Source organism: Microbacterium thalassium, from assembly GCF_014208045.1.
Taxonomy (GTDB): domain Bacteria; phylum Actinomycetota; class Actinomycetes; order Actinomycetales; family Microbacteriaceae; genus Microbacterium; species Microbacterium thalassium.
In genome coordinates, this window is sequence record NZ_JACHML010000001.1 from 3,575,077 (window position 1) to 3,590,512 (window position 15,436).

At 68.7% G+C, this 15,436-nt stretch carries 19 protein-coding genes; 7 read left to right on the plus strand and 12 right to left on the minus strand.

The annotated features are described in order from the left end of the window. Positions 1-18: 18 nt before the first annotated feature. A complete protein-coding gene (gene aspS, locus HD594_RS16510) occupies positions 19-1,362 on the plus strand; it encodes an aspartate--tRNA(Asn) ligase (protein WP_184752166.1) in 1,344 nt (447 codons plus the stop codon). A gap of 32 nt (positions 1,363-1,394) precedes the next feature. Then, a complete protein-coding gene (locus tag HD594_RS16515) occupies positions 1,395-1,886 on the plus strand; it encodes a GNAT family N-acetyltransferase (protein WP_184752168.1) in 492 nt (163 codons plus the stop codon). Between the two features lie 3 nt (positions 1,887-1,889). Here the strand turns inward: HD594_RS16515 and HD594_RS16520 are convergent, their stop codons facing one another. After that, positions 1,890-2,141 carry a glutaredoxin family protein gene (locus HD594_RS16520; protein ID WP_184752169.1) on the minus strand — a complete coding sequence of 84 codons (252 nt, stop codon included), beginning with the start codon at positions 2,139-2,141 and terminating at the stop codon, positions 1,890-1,892. Between the two features lie 118 nt (positions 2,142-2,259). On the opposite strand from HD594_RS16520, the gene HD594_RS16525 reads away from it, so the two are divergent. Then, on the plus strand, positions 2,260-3,456 hold the full coding sequence (locus HD594_RS16525) for a mechanosensitive ion channel domain-containing protein (RefSeq protein ID WP_184752171.1): 1,197 nt from the start codon (positions 2,260-2,262) through the stop codon (positions 3,454-3,456). A 30-nt stretch (positions 3,457-3,486) separates the two neighbouring features. Here the strand turns inward: HD594_RS16525 and HD594_RS16530 are convergent, their stop codons facing one another. From HD594_RS16530 to HD594_RS16555, 6 genes are all read right to left on the minus strand, one after another. Beyond that, the gene (locus HD594_RS16530; RefSeq protein WP_184752173.1) at positions 3,487-3,864 is read right to left on the minus strand and encodes a hypothetical protein; all 378 of its coding nucleotides are present in this window, start codon (positions 3,862-3,864) and stop codon (positions 3,487-3,489) included. Between the two features lie 62 nt (positions 3,865-3,926). Further along, positions 3,927-4,571, minus strand: a complete 645-nt coding sequence (locus HD594_RS16535; RefSeq protein ID WP_184752175.1) for a hypothetical protein — start codon at positions 4,569-4,571, stop codon at positions 3,927-3,929. A gap of 45 nt (positions 4,572-4,616) precedes the next feature. Further along, complete coding sequence (locus tag HD594_RS16540) at positions 4,617-4,988, minus strand: hypothetical protein (RefSeq protein WP_184752176.1); 372 nt, start codon at positions 4,986-4,988, stop codon at positions 4,617-4,619. Between the two features lie 570 nt (positions 4,989-5,558). Beyond that, a complete protein-coding gene (locus HD594_RS16545; RefSeq protein WP_184752178.1) occupies positions 5,559-6,086 on the minus strand; it encodes a hypothetical protein in 528 nt (175 codons plus the stop codon). 203 nt (positions 6,087-6,289) lie between these two features. Further along, positions 6,290-6,388, minus strand: coding sequence for a 30S ribosomal protein bS22 (locus HD594_RS16550; protein ID WP_003792170.1), 99 nt, complete (start codon positions 6,386-6,388; stop codon positions 6,290-6,292). Between the two features lie 82 nt (positions 6,389-6,470). Beyond that, positions 6,471-6,662 (minus strand): helix-turn-helix domain-containing protein, encoded by a 192-nt coding sequence (locus HD594_RS16555; protein ID WP_184752180.1) that lies wholly within the window; start codon positions 6,660-6,662, stop codon positions 6,471-6,473. Between the two features lie 164 nt (positions 6,663-6,826). On the opposite strand from HD594_RS16555, the gene HD594_RS16560 reads away from it, so the two are divergent. Beyond that, positions 6,827-7,384, plus strand: coding sequence for a hypothetical protein (locus tag HD594_RS16560; protein WP_184752182.1), 558 nt, complete (start codon positions 6,827-6,829; stop codon positions 7,382-7,384). A gap of 15 nt (positions 7,385-7,399) precedes the next feature. On the opposite strand, the gene HD594_RS16565 is transcribed toward HD594_RS16560, so the two are convergent. Next, positions 7,400-8,512 carry a serine hydrolase domain-containing protein gene (locus HD594_RS16565; protein ID WP_184752184.1) on the minus strand — a complete coding sequence of 371 codons (1,113 nt, stop codon included), beginning with the start codon at positions 8,510-8,512 and terminating at the stop codon, positions 7,400-7,402. 84 nt (positions 8,513-8,596) lie between these two features. Further along, positions 8,597-8,998: an ArsR/SmtB family transcription factor gene (locus HD594_RS16570; RefSeq protein ID WP_184752186.1), complete on the minus strand. Its 402-nt coding sequence runs from the start codon at positions 8,996-8,998 to the stop codon at positions 8,597-8,599. A 130-nt stretch (positions 8,999-9,128) separates the two neighbouring features. Between HD594_RS16570 and HD594_RS16575 the strand changes: the two genes are divergently transcribed. Then, on the plus strand, positions 9,129-10,508 hold the full coding sequence (locus HD594_RS16575) for a TrkH family potassium uptake protein (RefSeq protein ID WP_246414779.1): 1,380 nt from the start codon (positions 9,129-9,131) through the stop codon (positions 10,506-10,508). Further along, positions 10,501-11,172 carry a potassium channel family protein gene (locus HD594_RS16580; protein WP_184752190.1) on the plus strand — a complete coding sequence of 224 codons (672 nt, stop codon included), beginning with the start codon at positions 10,501-10,503 and terminating at the stop codon, positions 11,170-11,172. Before HD594_RS16575 ends, HD594_RS16580 begins: the two co-directional genes overlap by 8 nt. Before the next feature lie 18 nt (positions 11,173-11,190). Here HD594_RS16580 and HD594_RS16585 read toward each other — a convergent pair whose 3' ends face one another. Genes HD594_RS16585 through proC form a run of 3 tightly spaced genes read right to left on the minus strand, consistent with a single transcriptional unit; the run spans position 11,191 to position 14,140 of the window. Beyond that, the gene (locus tag HD594_RS16585; RefSeq protein ID WP_184752192.1) at positions 11,191-11,886 is read right to left on the minus strand and encodes a potassium channel family protein; all 696 of its coding nucleotides are present in this window, start codon (positions 11,884-11,886) and stop codon (positions 11,191-11,193) included. Continuing rightward, a complete protein-coding gene (locus HD594_RS16590; protein WP_309297721.1) occupies positions 11,879-13,246 on the minus strand; it encodes a TrkH family potassium uptake protein in 1,368 nt (455 codons plus the stop codon). The genes HD594_RS16585 and HD594_RS16590 overlap by 8 nt, the downstream gene beginning before the upstream one ends. Before the next feature lie 54 nt (positions 13,247-13,300). After that, on the minus strand, positions 13,301-14,140 hold the full coding sequence (proC, locus tag HD594_RS16595) for a pyrroline-5-carboxylate reductase (RefSeq protein ID WP_184752194.1): 840 nt from the start codon (positions 14,138-14,140) through the stop codon (positions 13,301-13,303). Between the two features lie 145 nt (positions 14,141-14,285). On the opposite strand from proC, the gene HD594_RS16600 reads away from it, so the two are divergent. Then, positions 14,286-15,398, plus strand: coding sequence for an alpha/beta fold hydrolase (locus HD594_RS16600; RefSeq protein ID WP_184752196.1), 1,113 nt, complete (start codon positions 14,286-14,288; stop codon positions 15,396-15,398). Positions 15,399-15,436 lie beyond the last annotated feature (38 nt).

The window sequence follows — 15,436 nt, forward strand, 5'->3', positions numbered from 1 at the left end:
AACGTAGGATAGACGTCCGTGAGTGAACGCGTCCTCGTCAACCAGCTGCAGGGTCTCGCCGACGGTCCGGTCTCCGTCTCCGGATGGGTCGAGACGGTCCGCGATCAGAAGAAGGTGCAGTTCGTCATCCTTCGCGATGAGACCGGCGCCGTGCAGCTGGTCAACCCCGCCACCCGCGAGGTGGGCGAGGACGCCACCGACGAGGAGCGGGCGGCGCTCGCGCTGACCGAGATGATCTCGGCCATGACGCACGGCACGTTCCTGACGGTGCACGGCGTGCTCAAGCACGACGAGCGGGTCAAGCTCGGCGGCGTCGAGATCAAGATCGGCACGCTCGATGTCGCCGCCGAGGCGCTGCCCGAGACGCCCATCGCCGCCGACAGCCACATGGACAAGCGCATGGACTGGCGCTTCATCGACCTGCGCCAGCGCCGCAACAACCTCATCTTCCGCGTGCAGACGACCCTCGAGCACGCGATGCGCACCTACTGGGTCGAGCGCGACTACATCGAGATCCACACGCCGAAGCTCATGTCGAGCCCGTCGGAGTCGCGCGCCGAGCTGTTCCAGCTCGAGTACTTCGGCGACCAGACGGCCTACCTCGCCCAGAGCCCGCAGCACTTCAAGCAGATGGCGCAGGCCGCCGGGTTCGGCAAGGTGTTCGAGATCGCCGACGCCTTCCGCGCCGACCCGTCCTTCACCAGCCGCCACGCGACCGAGTTCACCTCGATCGACGCCGAGATCAGCTGGATCGACTCGCACGAGGACGTCGCCGCCATGCAGGAGGAGCTCCTGGCGACCGCGCTCACAGCCGTCAAGGAGAAGCACGGCGACGAGATCGAGGAGCTCTTCGGTCTCACCGTCGAGGTACCCACGCTGCCCTTCCCTCGCATCCCGCTGGCCGAGGCTCACGAGATCGTCGAGGCGCGCGGCTACGAGATCCCGCGCACCGACGGCGACCTCGACCCCGAGGGCGAGCGCCAGATCTGCGCGCACGTGAAGGAGACCTACGGCCACGACTTCGTGTTCATCACGGACTACCACCCCGGGATCCGGCCGTTCTACCACATGCGCAACCCCGAGACCGGGATGACCAAGAGCTACGACCTGCTCTACCGCGGCACCGAGATCACCACCGGCGCGCAGCGCGAGCACCGCATCGACGTGCTCGAGGAGCAGGCGACGGAGAAGGGCCTCGAGCTCGAGGGTCTCGAGCACTACCTCGACTTCTTCCGCTACGGCGTCGCACCGCACGGCGGCTTCGGCATGGGCCTCGCGCGCCTGCTGATGCTGCTGCTGGGCGAGTCCTCGATCCGCGAGGTCACCTACCTCTTCCGCGGGCCCACTCGCCTCGCGCCCTGAGCGGTCGCTAGGGTGGCGGCACAGGAGGAGATATGGCCGCCGACGACCTGGATTTCCGCCCCGCCGACCCCGCCGAAGCCGATGCGCTGTGGGCGCTCACCCTGCGATCGCTCGACCATTGGGGCCACCCGACGAACCATCCGGACCTCATCGCCCAGATGAGCGCCGAGGATGCGATCACCGCCGCGTACATCCGCGACAACGACACGTGGGTGCTCGCGTCGGGGGACGGCACGACCGTGGGGTACTACGGCCTCAAGCCGATCGAGGCGGCCGTGGATCTGACCTACATGTTCCTCGAGCCTGAAGCGATCGGCGGAGGGCTGGGACGACGGATGTGGGATCACGCGGTCGCCCGCGCGCGCACCACGGGGAACGAGCGGATGCGGATCATCTCGGACCCGATGGCCATCGGGTTCTACCAGGCGATGGGGGCCGAGCTCGAGCGCACCGTCGCCCTCGCCCCGGGCTTCGAGCTGGGCGTCATGTGGCTGCCGCTCGCCGACGGCGCCGAATCCGCGTAGCGCTCAGCCGGCCGCATCCAGCGCGGCCCGGAGACGCTCCGGCGAGACGCGCCAGTGGGCGTGAAACTCGCCGTCGATGAGGACCACCGGGATCTTCTCCCACCACTGCTCGTACAGCGCCGGATCCTCGAGAATCGACAGCTCCTCGATCTCGACGGCATTCTCGGGCAGGTCCATCGCGACCGTCTCGATGACCTCGCGCGCGACGTCGCACAGGTGACAGCCGTCTTTGCCGATGAGGGTGAGAGTCGTCACAGAGTCATCCTAGATTCGCCCGTGAGACCGGCTGTGCATTTGCATCCGCTCCGGAGTCTCCATCAGGCTGGGCGTTCCCCTTTCCGCATCCGCCGCCCCGACCTCAGGAGGAGACACCGTGTGGGATGACTGGCTGAGCTTCATCATCGTCTCGGCGATCAGCCTGGGCGTCGCCCTGGCCGTCATGATCGTGATCACCTACGTGATCCGCTTCTTCGCGCGCAAGTACGGCTGGCCGGACGAACTGGCCCGCCGCGCCCGGCGACCGTTCCGGTGGTTCGTGCTCATGATCGGCGTCTGGGCGGCCGTGGCGATCGCGTACCCCGAAGAGGATGCCGGCCGCCCGTTCGTCACCCACATGCTCGCGATCCTCGCGATGGCGGTGCTCGCATGGCTCCTCATCGCGCTCGTGATGTTCGGCACCGACCTCATGCTGGAGCGATTCCGCGTCGACGTCGAGGACAACAGCTCGGCGCGCAAGATCCACACGCAGGTGATGATCCTGCGACGCCTGGCGATCGCGCTCATCATCATCATCGTCGTCGCCTCGGCGCTGCTGAGCTTCCCCGCCGTCCAGACGATCGGCGCCTCCCTGCTGGCCTCCGCCGGCATCGCGTCGATCGTCGCGGGCCTGGCCGCCCAGTCGACCCTGTCGAACATGTTCGCCGGGGTGCAGCTGGTCTTCAGCGACGCCCTGCGCGTCGACGACGTCGTCGTGGTCGAGGGCGAATGGGGCCGCGTCGGCGAGATCACCCTGAGCTACGTCGTCGTCGACATCTGGGATCAGCGCAAGCTGGTGCTCCCGTGCACGTACTTCACGACCCAGCCGTTCCAGAACTGGACGCGCCACGGGGCCGAGGTTCTGGGCACCGTCGAGCTCGACGTCGACTGGCGCGTCCCGATCGGGCGCATCCGCGAACGGCTCGCGAAGATCCTCGGCGAGACGGAGCTGTGGGACGGCCGCACGCAGGTGGTGCAGGCGACGGATGCCACCGGCGGACTCGTCCAGGTGCGCATCCTCATCAGCGCCCCCGATTCCGGGAAGCTCTGGGACCTGCGCTGCATCGTCCGCGAGGAGCTCATCGAGTTCGTGCAGACCGAGGCGCCCTATGCCCTGCCGGTGCAGCGCATGCTGCTCGACTCGGGAACGGATGAACTCCGGACCCCGCGCCCGCAGGCGCAGCGCGAGGGCATGTTCAGCGGCTCGGCGGAGGCCGAGGAGCGCCACCGCCAGTTCACGCAGGCCCACAACATCGTCGAGGTCACCGGGAACCTCGGCGAGGGCAGCGGCGACGGGGGCGACGGCGACGGCTGAGTTCCGGGCGGCGACTCGGCCCGACCTCCGTCAGGACTGGGCCAGACAGTGCCGGGCATCATCGATCGATCGGGCGTCGTCGCGCGCGAGGCCGTCATCGAGCTGCTGCGGCCAGTCGCTCACGTCACGCGCGACGTCATCGATGGCGATGACCTCGCCGTAGTAATCCCCCCAGACTCCTTCATCGACCCTGCCGTCGACGGAGAATCGCATCGCAATGTAGATGAAGTTGTCACTCCGCGGGCTGGCGACACCCGAGCCCACGATGGGTTCGAGGCCCGGTGCCCTGGATGCGATGTCGTCCATCACTTCGCTGGGGATCGGATAGCAAATGCGCGAGACGTCCGCACAACCGGTCAGGCCTCCCGCCACGAGCGCACCGAGGCCGACGACGACGGCACCGTTCACAAGCCGGCCGCGAGACCGGGGTCTGCAATTCACGGCACGACGACCCTTCTCGCAACTGGCGCTCATCGTCTGGCCTCGTCGGCGAGAACCTCACGCGCGATCCTGTGCGCGAGCTCACCGATGTCGTCTCGATCGAGACGAGAGAACGGCAGGCGCCACCCCTCCTTCGACGGGGACATCTTCACGATGACGTGGCCCCACTTCTCGTCGGGCACGACGACATTGATGACGTCGATGGGCCGCGTGACGATACCCTCGCCGACTTGTACGTCGACGATGAGCTCTCTCGGGAGCGTGTATCGCAGTTCTGGTTCGCGTCCGCCCTTCCAGAACTCGATCCCTCGCTCCGAGGCGACGGCGACGAAGTAGTTCCCGATCCGCGGGCCACGGTAGCCCAGCCACCGAAGGGTGTCCGTCAGCTTCTCCGGATGGATCATGGGCAGGACGACGGAGTGAGGATTGCGCCGGCGCAGAACGGCGAGCCGCACGCTCTGGTTCTGCACTCCGAGCCACAGCGCGAGGACCACCGAGACCGCCACGACGAGCACGGCGACCAACGACAGCGAAATCACGACGGAACCCGCCTGTGCCAGCTTCACGGTCGCCAATGCGAGCTGCACGACGACGAACACACCGAACCCGGCGATGCCGAGCACCCAGGGCCATCGCCGCGGCTTCGATCGGGACTCGAGGTTCACGGTATTCACGGGAGACACCACCCTACAGATCCCTGGCCCCGTGCATCGATCCGATCACCCCGGCGGCAGCAGTTCGCGCACCACGAGGATGATGAACCCAGCCAGGCCGACAAGCAGCAGGCCACCGGCGTACACCCAGAAGGACAGCCAGTCGATCGCCGGGCGCCCGCGGACTCGGCGTCGCCGCGTCCGCTGCGATTCCGGGGCGGCGAGGCTGGGCGACGTCTGCCCGCGAGGCGCGATCGCGACCCCGTACCCGAACACGGCGCCGATCAGCCCGGCGATGGCGAGGAGCGCAATGGCGACCCAGGGCGCGACGTCGGTCCACAGCCAGAACGCCACGCCTACGACGACGAGCTCGCCGAGGCCGAACCCGACGGCGATGCTGCGCAGCATCGCCCCTGTCGTCAGGCGGGTTCTGGTCACGCGTCCGCCTCTTCGACCTCGGTCGATCCGGCTGAGCGATCAGCGGTTCGCGACCACTTTCGGGTCATGCACTCATCACCCTTGCTCCGCCTCCCGCCCGGGAGGCCTCCGCAGCGCTCGAACCCACTGGCGAGCCCGACCTCGTGTCACTCCGCGTCCTTCGACCGGCGCTTCCCGCCGCGCCGCACGCCAAGCCCTGCGCGGTCGTTCGATCCCGAGCCAGCCGTTGAGCGACGCCGCCTGCTTCCGCGCGGTACGCCGTATCGTGATGGTTCCCGCCAGCGACAGTTCGCGACCGTCGTTCATCGCGATCGTTACGAGCCCGGCCTCGCGGCTTTCCCCCGAACACCGTCCAGCCGAGGACGAAGAGCCAGCCGGTGTAGGGCCCCGATCCGGCGCGCTCGATGTCGGCCTTGGCGAAGCGCCCATCACGGCATCCGCCATCCCTGTTCTCATTGCCCGCTCGTGCGAGGAACTCCACCGTATCGGGGATCGGGAATCGCGGCGATCGTCGCCCGCCCGGTCACTGCCCTCCTGCACCAGCAGGGCTACCGCTCGAACGCCGCGCCGTCAGTACGTCATGTGCTCGGGGACGTCGCAGCGGACGACGCGGCCTCGTGCAGCGAGTGCCTCGCGAAACCGCGCGACCTTGCGGTCCGCGAATCCGCCCAGCGAGAGCGTGACATTGAGGGGGATCATCCTGAGCCGATCCCCTGCCCGAATGGCGAGGTTGATGGTCGCGCTGAGACCCAGCGAGGGACCGATGCCACCCCAGTTGATCATCCCGACGTACCCCATCGAGAACACGGACTCGATGTCCTCGAGCGGGATTCGCATCGTCCGGTACCACTGGACGACGATGAGAGTGTCGGCCGTCACCTCGATACGGATCACCAACGCTCGAACCGCGACGTAGAGCAGGCCCGCGGCACACACCACGAGAGCGACCCACACCTCGACCGCCACTCCTCTTGCGTGTGCCGCGTCCCATCCCGCGGCGAATGCGGGTGCGAGGACGAGCAGCGGCAGCCACCCCAGGGCGCGCGCGAACGAGACCATTCCCGGAATCCGGTCACTCGCAACGGTGCGCTCCGTCATTGCCTCTCATCCTCAGCCCACGACGTCTGGCACGAAGCCACGGCGACCCGGCGCCGTCGTCCTCACGGAAGCCACACGCTAGCGGCCGAGCCCACGCGGAGGCCAATCCGCCCGCCCGGCGAACACGGCTCCCGCCCGCGCGCAACTTCCGGAGAAACACGAAGCGCCCGTCCGCAGGGACAGGCGCTTGGTGTCTGAGCCGCTTACTTCTTGTTGCGGCGCTGGTGGCGAGTCTTGCGAAGCAGCTTGCGGTGCTTCTTCTTCGCCATGCGCTTGCGGCGCTTCTTGATGACAGAACCCACGGGAAACCTCGCTAAGTCAGGGGTCTGGACGGTGTGTTACGCGTCCGGGAACGGGCAGATGCGAAAAATGCCTCGGACCATTCTAGCCGACATCGGCAATGGGCCTGCGCAGGGCCTCGGTGACGGCCGACTCGGGCACGCGATAGCTGCGGCCGAAGCGCACCGCGGGCAGCTCGCCGGAGTGCACGAGGCGGTACACGGTCATCTTCGAGACGCGCATGAGCTCCGCGACCTCGGCCACGGTGAGGAAGCGAACATCGGGCAGCTCCGCCATCGTGATCCCCTTCCCAGACGGGTACTGTCCCACACTCTAGAGCGGTCCGGCGACGCATGTAAACCCGTGTGGCGCATGTGACCAGTGGGAATCGAGCCCCGATTCCCAGCGGAATCATCAGAACGGCATACACCCGGACCAGGTCCGCACAGGATCCTGGCGACATGAGCGACTCAGACAATGGCGCGCGCGACGAAGCGAAGACGCCCTACACACCCGAGCCCTATGTCCACTCCGACTCCTCCGACACCGCAGCCGACGCAGGCACGGCCGGCGGCGCCGACACGACCGCACCGACCGGCAGCGACGCCGACGCGACGCGACCGCTCCCCGAGGCCGATCCCGCGAGCGACGCCGCAACGCCCGCGGCCGACGCGGAGGGAGCCCCCGAGGATCAGTCCGCCGACTCGGCCCCGCGCCGCAAGCGCGGCTGGGTGATCGGCGGCATCGCCGCGGGCGGCGTCGTCGCCCTCGGCCTCGCGTTCGGCGGCGGTGTCGCGGTCGGCCTCGCCGTCGACGGCGGCCGGGACGGCTACCAGGTCGTCAGCGAACGCAGCGGCGACGGCCCCGGCTTCGGCACCGACGGCGACCGTCAGGGCCATCCGGGCGGCCAGTTCGGCGACCGGGACGGCGACCACGACGGCTACGGTCCGGGTACGCGCGACGACGACAGCGACGACTCCACCGAGGAGTCGACGCCCGAGGCGACGCCGAACGCCTGATCCGCCGCTGCGCGTCTACGGCAGCGACGCGACGAAGTCCGCGACCAGATTGAGGTTCGCCTTCTCGATCTTCCACGGGCCGTCGCCGTGTTGAAGGTGGAGGGGGTCCGCGACGAAGACGATCATCATGTCCAGCGGCTCGATGAGGGCGATCTGCTGGCCGCCGTGGCCCCAAGCCAGGCTGTACCGGTAGTCACCCGCTTTGATGGACCACCACTGGTAGCCGTAGGCGTTGTCGCCCCAGTTCCCTCCGACGCGGATCGTCCAGGTTCCCTCCGAGTAGGTCTCCAGTGAATCCTCCACCCACTCGGAGGGGACGATCCGGGCGCCGTCGTAGGTTCCCCCGTCGAGATACATCAGGCCGAACTTCGCCAGGTCGGTGGACGAGAGGTCGATGTCTGAGAAGCCCAGGTGGTTGCCGTCCCAATCGACCTGCCAGAACCCCGGAGTGATTCCGAGGGGGTCGAACAGGTGCTCCTGCGCGAAGGACTTCAGGTCCGTCCCGCAGGCTCGCGCGACGATGATCCCGAGCAGGTGCGCCGTGAAGTTGCTGTACGCGGAGTCCGTCCCGGGATCGTAGGCGATGGGCACCCCGACGAGGTCCGACTCGTGGAAGCCGGTGAGGAGCCACTCGGTGCCCTCGGCGGTGGACTCCTCCCAGGGAAGACCCGCCCTCATCTGGAGCATCTGCCGGATCGTGATGTCGTTCTTCCTGAGGTCGCTGATCCGGTACTCGAACTCGGGGAAGAACTCCATCAGCTTCTGATCGAGGCTCGTCAGACACCCTTGTTCGAGAGCGAGGCCCACCAGCGCCGAGGTGATGCTCTTGGTCACGGAATGGATGTTGACCTGCAGGTCCGGCCGGCCGATGCCGAAGTAGTCCTCCGCCACGAGGTACCCGTTCTTGAAGACCAGGAGGCTGTACGCGGTCTCGAGGCGGGCGGCGTCGTAGTACAGCTCTGCCACGAGATCGGGATCGAGGCCCTGTGCTTCGGGGGTCGACACCGGCCACTCGTCTGCTGTGACGGGGGTGTAGTCGACGGCCGCCAGCTCCTCGGCTGACGGCCCGCACGCCGTGAGCACCACGCCGAGCGCGAGCAGCAACGCAGCCAGCCGCCAACGGGACATGGCTCTTTTCTCGCGCACCTCGGCGCCGAGCGCCAGGGACGAAGGTCATGCGGGCGTGCGCCGCGCGCTGACGGCCGGAGCGGCTCAGCGCCCGGGCAGCTTCTTCAGCGCGCTCTCGAACGCGTACTTCGTCGATGCCGCCGCGCGGCCCACGACATCGGCCGCGCGTACGGCCGACCCCGGCAGCGCCGGCGCCTCGGACTCGCCCTGGTCGGCGTCGAGGAACGGCACCAGCCAGTCGTCGACCGCGTCCAGCGGAGCGGCGTCGAGACTGTAGTAGCGGTGCTGCCCCTCCTCGCGCACCGACACCAGGTGCGCCTCGCGAAGCACCTTGAGGTGCTTCGACACGGTGGGCTGGCTCGTGCCGAGCTCCTGCACGATATGCGAGACGCTCGTGCCGCTTTCTCCGGCGGATGCGCGATCGAGGAGCAGTCGAAGAATGTCGCGACGCGTGCCGTCCGCGATCACGTCGAAGATGTCCGCCATAGGCTCAGAGTAGTCGGGCTCTGGCCGGAGTACCATGAGGCCCGGATTCGAGTCGACCGGAAGGACGTGGATGGCGACGGGTGCATCCTCGGCGGCCTCCCGCTCGCGCCGTCCGGTGGGCAAGGTCGTGATGGAGGGCGTCCGCGACTTCGCGACGTCCTCTCCCGCGCGCTTCGCGATCCTCGTGTTCGGATCGCTCGTCCTTCTCTTCACCGCGCTGCTGTCGCTGCCGATCGCGGCGGCGGACGGCAAGGTGACCCCCCTGGCGGACGCTCTGTTCACCGCGATGTCGACGATCTGCGTCACGGGCCTGGTGACCGTCGACACCGCCACGCACTGGTCCGCGGTGGGCAAGACGATCATCTTCATCGGCGTGAACATCGGCGGCATGGGCGTGCTCACGCTCGCGTCGATCCTGGGCCTGGCGATCTCGCGCCGCCTGGGCCTGCGGGCCAAGCTCATCGCCGCCGGCGACTCGAACCCGCTGCGCGTGCACGGAGGTCCGGTCAACGAGGGTCAGACGGTTCGCCTGGGCGAGGTCGGCCAGCTGCTGCGCACCGTCGCACTGTCGACCCTCGTCATCGAGGCGGCGATCGCGGTGGCGCTGTATCCCGCGCTGGTCATGGCCGGCATCACGCCGCTCAACGCGCTGTGGGAGGCGCCGTTCTACGCGGCGATGGCCTTCACCAACACGGGTTTCACCCCGAATCCGGGGGGCCTCGCACCGTTCGCCGACGACTACTTCCTGCTGACGGTGCTCATGGTCGCCGTGTTCCTGGGCAGCATCGGATTCCCGGTGATCTACACGCTGTCGCGTCACTACTGGCACATCAGCCGCTGGTCGCTGCACACGAAGCTGACCCTCATCACCACGATGGCGCTGTTCTTCGCCGGCGCCGTGGCGTTCCTGTCGCTCGAATTCGACAACCCCGGCACGTTCGGGTCGATGGATGCCGCCGATACGACGTTCCAGGCCTTCTTCCTGTCGGCCATGACGCGATCGGGCGGGTTCGCGGTGGTCGACGTCGGCGAGCTCTACGGGTCGAGCCTGATCGTCGGGTCGATGCTGATGTTCGTCGGCGGCGGGTCGGCGTCGACCGCGGGCGGCATCAAGGTCACGACCCTGGCCGTCCTCGCACTCGCGGTGTGGTCCGAGGCGCAGGGCCGCGCCTCGGTGCAGGTGTTCGGTCGCCGCATCCCCAGCGACGTCCAGCGCGTGGCGATCTCGGTCCTCGCGTGGGGCGCGACGATCGTGGCCGTCGCCACGATCACTGTCGCGCAGATCACCAAGGCGCCGATCGCCGACGTGCTCTTCGACGTCATCTCGGCGTTCGGCACCGTGGGCCTGTCGACCGGACTCACCGAGGCCCTGCCCGATCCGGCGGTCTACGTCATGGCCGTCACGATCTTCATGGGCCGCGTTGGTACAGTGACACTCGCCGCGGCGGTGGCCGCGACGTCGAGATCGCAGCACTACTCGCTGCCCGTCGAAAGGCCGATCGTTGGTTGAGCGGATCCGCAGCGACGCCCCCGTGCTCGTGATCGGTCTGGGCCGCTTCGGCGCCGCGTGCGCCGGCGAGCTCGACCGCCTCGACCGCGAGGTGCTCGCCATCGACGAGAGCCTCGACCTCGTGCAGAAGTGGTCCGAGCGCGTCACCCACACCGTGCAGGCCGACGCCCGCAACATCGACGCGCTCAAGCAGATCGGGGCGCAGGACTTCCAGGTCGTCGTCGTCGCCGTCGGCTCGTCGATCGAGGCATCCGTCCTCATCACCGCCAACCTCGTCGACCTCAAGGTGCCGCAGATCTGGGCGAAGGCGGTGTCGCAGTCGCACGGCAAGATCCTCGCCCGCGTCGGTGCGAACCACGTCATCTACCCGGAGCGCGAGGCGGGCGAACGCGTCGCGCACCTCGTGAGCGGACGGATGCTGGACTTCATCCGCTTCGACGACGACTTCGTGCTGGCCAAGATGTACCCGCCGAAGTTCATCCGCGGCGTGGGCCTGAACGAATCGGGCGTGCGCACGAAGTACTCCGTGACGGTCGTGGGAGTGAAGAGCCCCGGCAAGCCGTTCCGGTATGCCGAAGCGAACACGGTCGTCACCAACCACGACCTCATCATCGTGTCGGGCACGAACTCCGACATCGAGCGCTTCGCGGCCCTCGACCGCTGAGCGCGCCGCGACGCGGCCTCAGCGCAGCTGCGCGACCGCCTCGACACGGCTCGTCGGCCCGACGATCAGGATCTTGTCGCCCGGCTGCAGCACGGTGCTGTTCTCGGCGTTGCGCCACGCGCCGTCGGTCGGCTTGAACGCCGACACGGTCACGCCGTGCTTGCGACGCAGATCGGTCGCTCCCAGCGGTGTGCCGGTGAAGGACGCGGGGACCACGAGCTTCGCCAGCGAATAGCCCACCTCGATCTCCAGGTAGTCCTGCGCGGCGCCGCGCACGAGGTGGGCGACGCGGCGTCCCATCTCGCGCTCGGGGTAGATGACGTGGTGGACCCCCAACTGCTCGAGGATGCGCCCGTGCTGCTCCCCCACGGCCTTCGCCCAGATGACGGGCACCTTCAGCTGCAGCAGGATCGACGAGGTCAGGATCGACGCCTGCACGTCGTGGCCGATCGCGACGACGACGCGGTCGAACTGGTCGACCGACAGCTGCCGCAGCGCCTCCTCCTTCGTCGAGTCGGCGCGCACGACCTGGGTGAGCACGCCGTTGTACGACTGGACGATCTCCTCGTCGGTGTCGATGCCGAGGACCTCGGTGCCCGACGCCATGAGCTCCTCGGCGAGGGCCGCGCCGAAGCGGCCGAGCCCGATGACGGCGACCGAGTCGACCTCGGCGATGCGCCGCGAGGTGTCGGCGAAGAGCGAGAACTTAGCCAATGGCGGGCCTCTCCTTGGGGTACTCGTACAGGATCCGGCGATCCCGGAGTGCCAGTGCTGATCCGAGCGTAAGCGGCCCGATCCGTCCGAGGAACATGAGCACGACGAGGATCATCTCGGCGGACGGAGGCATCTCCCACGTGATGCCCGTCGTCAGCCCGACGGTGCCGAAGGCCGAGACCGCCTCGAACAGCACGCGGTCGAACGGCAGCCCCGTGATGATCATGATCGCCACCACGGCGGACATGACCGCGCCGATCGCGACGAGCACGACCGAGATCGCCTGGCGGTGGACGGCGCGCGAGAGGCGCTTGCCGAAGATGTTGACGGCGCCCTCGCCGCGCAGCTCGGTCAGCAGGATGAACAGCAGCACGCCGAACGTGGTGACCTTGATGCCGCCCGCCGTGCCCGCCGGTCCCCCGCCGATGAACATCAGCACATCCATGCCGACCCATGTCTCGTCGTGCATGAGGCCGACGTCGACCGAGTTGAATCCCGCGGTGCGCACCTGGACGGCGTGGAAGAACCCGATGAGCAGGCGCGACCACGGGTTCTCGTACTGCCCGAGCGTGCCGGGGTTCGACCACTCGATCACCGTGATGTAGATGGTGCCGACCGGAATCAGCAGAGCCGTTCCCCAGAGCACCAGACGCGTGTTCATGCTCCAGCGAAGCGGATGCCGCCATTCGCGGCGCAGCTGCATGAGGACCGGGAAACCGAAGCCGCCGAGGATGATGGCCGCGCAGATGGGCAGGCAGATGAAGGGATCCGCTGCGAACGGAATCAGGTTGTCCGTGTACAGGGCGAACCCGGCGTTGTTGAACGACGACACCGCGTGGAACAGCGCATGCCACAGCCCCTTGCCCACGTCGTAGCCGTACCCGCCGACGAACCGCAGGAACAGCAGCACGAACACGACCGCCTCGATCGAGAACGAGGTCAGGACGATGCCCTTGACCACACGGCGCACGTCGTCGCGACCGATGGCGGTCGTCTCGGCGGCGGCGTTGAGCCGCGAGCGCACGCTCAGGCGCCGCGCGAGCAGGACGCCGATCAGCGTTGCGACGATCATGATGCCCAGGCCGCCGACCTGGATCAGCAGCATGATGACGGTGAGGCCGAACCCGCTCCAGTGCGTCGCGGTGTCGAGGGTCACCAGACCCGTCACGCACACCGCCGACGTGGCGGTGAACACGGCGTCGTCGAAGTCGGTCGCCGTGCCCGACGCGGCCGAGACCGGCAGCGTGAGCAGCAGGGCGCCCAGCATGATGACGCCCGCGAACCCCGCCACCACGACCTGGGCCGGATGCAGGCGCGCACGCCGCCTGCGCCGCAGGCGCGCAGGATCGGTGGTCGGCACGATCGTGAATCTACGCCGCTGCGGCCGGAGCGCAATCCTCCCGTGCCGGAATCGTCACGCTCCGGCGGCGAGCTCCCGGGCGCGCGCGAGGGCGGCATCGGTCGCCCGCGCGAACACGTCGTCGAGGTGCGCCTCCTGCAGCACGGCGATCGCGCGCTCGGTCGTACCCTTGGGACTCGTGACCCGTCGCCGCAGCTCGGCCGGGTCCTCGCCGGATGCAGCCAGCAGCGCCGCGGCCCCGATGAAGGTCTGCTCGGCCATCAGACGCGCCTCGTCCTCCTCGAAGCCCTTGCCGAGCGCGGCCTTGGTGAGCTCCTCGATGAGGAGGAAGACGTACGCCGGTCCCGAACCCGAGATCGTCGAGAGCGCGTCGATCTGGGACTCGGGCACCTCCACGACCGCACCGACGGTCTCGAACAGCGCGCGCACGAGCGCCATCGTCTCCGGCGTCGCCCGCGTGCCCGCGGCGAGTCCGGTCACGGCCCTGCCGACGACGGCCGGCGTGTTCGGCATCGAGCGGACGACGATCGCCTGCGGCCCGAGGATCTGCTCGAAGGTCGCGATCGTCACCCCGGCGGCGAGGCTCACGACGATCGCGCCGGGGCGCAGGACCGGCCCGATCTCGCGCAGCAGTGCGGGCACCATCGCCGGCTTCACACCGATCAGGACGATGCCGGCGCCGGCCGCGGCAGCGCGATTGCCCTCGGCATCCGCTTCGAGCGCGACGCTGGTCACGCCCTCGAGCCCGGCGTGCACGTCGGCCTTCGCCGCCGTCCGGTTGGTCACGACCACTCCGGCGGAAGCCGCGCCGGAGGCCACCAGCCCCTGGAGGATCGCGCCGCCCATGGAGCCGGCGCCGAGGATCGCGATGGGGGGAAGAGCGGTGTCGGGCATGGGCCCATCCTAGGTCGGCCGCCGTGGCACGCGGATGCCGATGACACACGAACATGAAACCTCGTTCACCTTACCCTCCGCGGTCTATAGTCGAGGCAGGAGGGGCGGCGAAGCCCCTGGTGCACGACCCGTGGAGGACCCAGCCATGACCCTGTTCGAAGGCATCACCGAGCGCGTCATCGACACGCCACGACTGCGCGTGAACATCCTCGAGCGTGCAGGCGACGATCCGGCCACCCCCGCCGACCGCACGATCGTCTTCATCCACGGCAACGTCTCGTCGTCGCTGTTCTGGCAGGAGATCATGGAGGATCTGCCCTCGGACCTCCGCGTCATCGCGATCGACCTGCGCGGCTTCGGCGGCACCGAGCACGCCCCCATCGACGCCACGCGCGGCGTTCGGGACTTCAGCGACGACGTGCACGCGACGCTCGAGGCCCTGGGCCTGGGCGCCGTCCACCTGGTCGGCTGGTCGATGGGCGGCGGCGTCGTGATGCAGTACGCCCTCGACCACCCCGTGCTCAGCCTCACGCTGCAGTCGCCGGTGTCGCCGTACGGCTTCGGCGGCACCCGCCGAGACGGCACGCGCCTGACCGACGACGACGCCGGCTGCGGCGCCGGCGGCGCGAACCCCGACTTCGTGCAGCGGCTCACCGACGGCGACACGTCGGCGGATGCCGCGACCTCGCCGCGCAGCGTCTTCCGCTCCGGCTACGTCGCCCCGGGCTACACGACCGAGAACGAGGACGTGTGGGTCGCGTCGATGCTGTCGACGTCGACAGCCTCGGGCAACTACCCCGGCAATTCGGTCGCGTCGGAGAACTGGCCCGGCTTCGCCGCGGGCACCGACGGTGTGCTCAACACGATGGCCCCGAAGCACTTCGACGTGTCGGGCATCGTCGACCTCGAGCCCAAGCCCCCGATCCTGTGGGTCCACGGCACCGCGGACGCCATCGTCTCGGACGCGTCGTTCTACGACCTCAACCACCTGGGCGCGCTGGGGATCCTGCCCGGCTGGCCTGGCGCCGACGTCGCGCCGGCCCAGGAGATGGTGTCGCAGACCCGCGACGTGCTGGGCGAATACGCCTCTCGCGGCGGATCGGCGGTCGAGCTCGCGTTCGAGGGCGTCGGCCACTCGTCGCACCTCGAGCGCCCCGCGGAGTTCCGCCACGCCCTGCTCGAGCTCATCGGCTACATCGGCCACGCGCAGAATCCGGCGCCGCCGACCGAGGCGATCATCCTGCGCGCCTCCGACTGAGTCCACCAGAACATCGGCGGGTGCGCCCGCCGATGTCC

Coding starts and splice junctions, on each gene's coding strand:
- HD594_RS16515 (WP_184752168.1), top strand. CDS start 1,395: ATGGCCGCCGACGACCTGGATTTCCGCCCCGCCGACCCCGCCGAAGCC.
- HD594_RS16545 (WP_184752178.1), bottom strand. CDS start 6,086: ATGACGGAGCGCACCGTTGCGAGTGACCGGATTCCGGGAATGGTCTCG.
- HD594_RS16555 (WP_184752180.1), bottom strand. CDS start 6,662: ATGGCGGAGCTGCCCGATGTTCGCTTCCTCACCGTGGCCGAGGTCGCG.
- HD594_RS16560 (WP_184752182.1), top strand. CDS start 6,827: ATGAGCGACTCAGACAATGGCGCGCGCGACGAAGCGAAGACGCCCTAC.
- HD594_RS16565 (WP_184752184.1), bottom strand. CDS start 8,512: ATGTCCCGTTGGCGGCTGGCTGCGTTGCTGCTCGCGCTCGGCGTGGTG.
- HD594_RS16570 (WP_184752186.1), bottom strand. CDS start 8,998: ATGGCGGACATCTTCGACGTGATCGCGGACGGCACGCGTCGCGACATT.
- HD594_RS16575 (WP_246414779.1), top strand. CDS start 9,129: ATGGAGGGCGTCCGCGACTTCGCGACGTCCTCTCCCGCGCGCTTCGCG.
- proC (WP_184752194.1), bottom strand. CDS start 14,140: ATGCCCGACACCGCTCTTCCCCCCATCGCGATCCTCGGCGCCGGCTCC.
- HD594_RS16600 (WP_184752196.1), top strand. CDS start 14,286: ATGACCCTGTTCGAAGGCATCACCGAGCGCGTCATCGACACGCCACGA.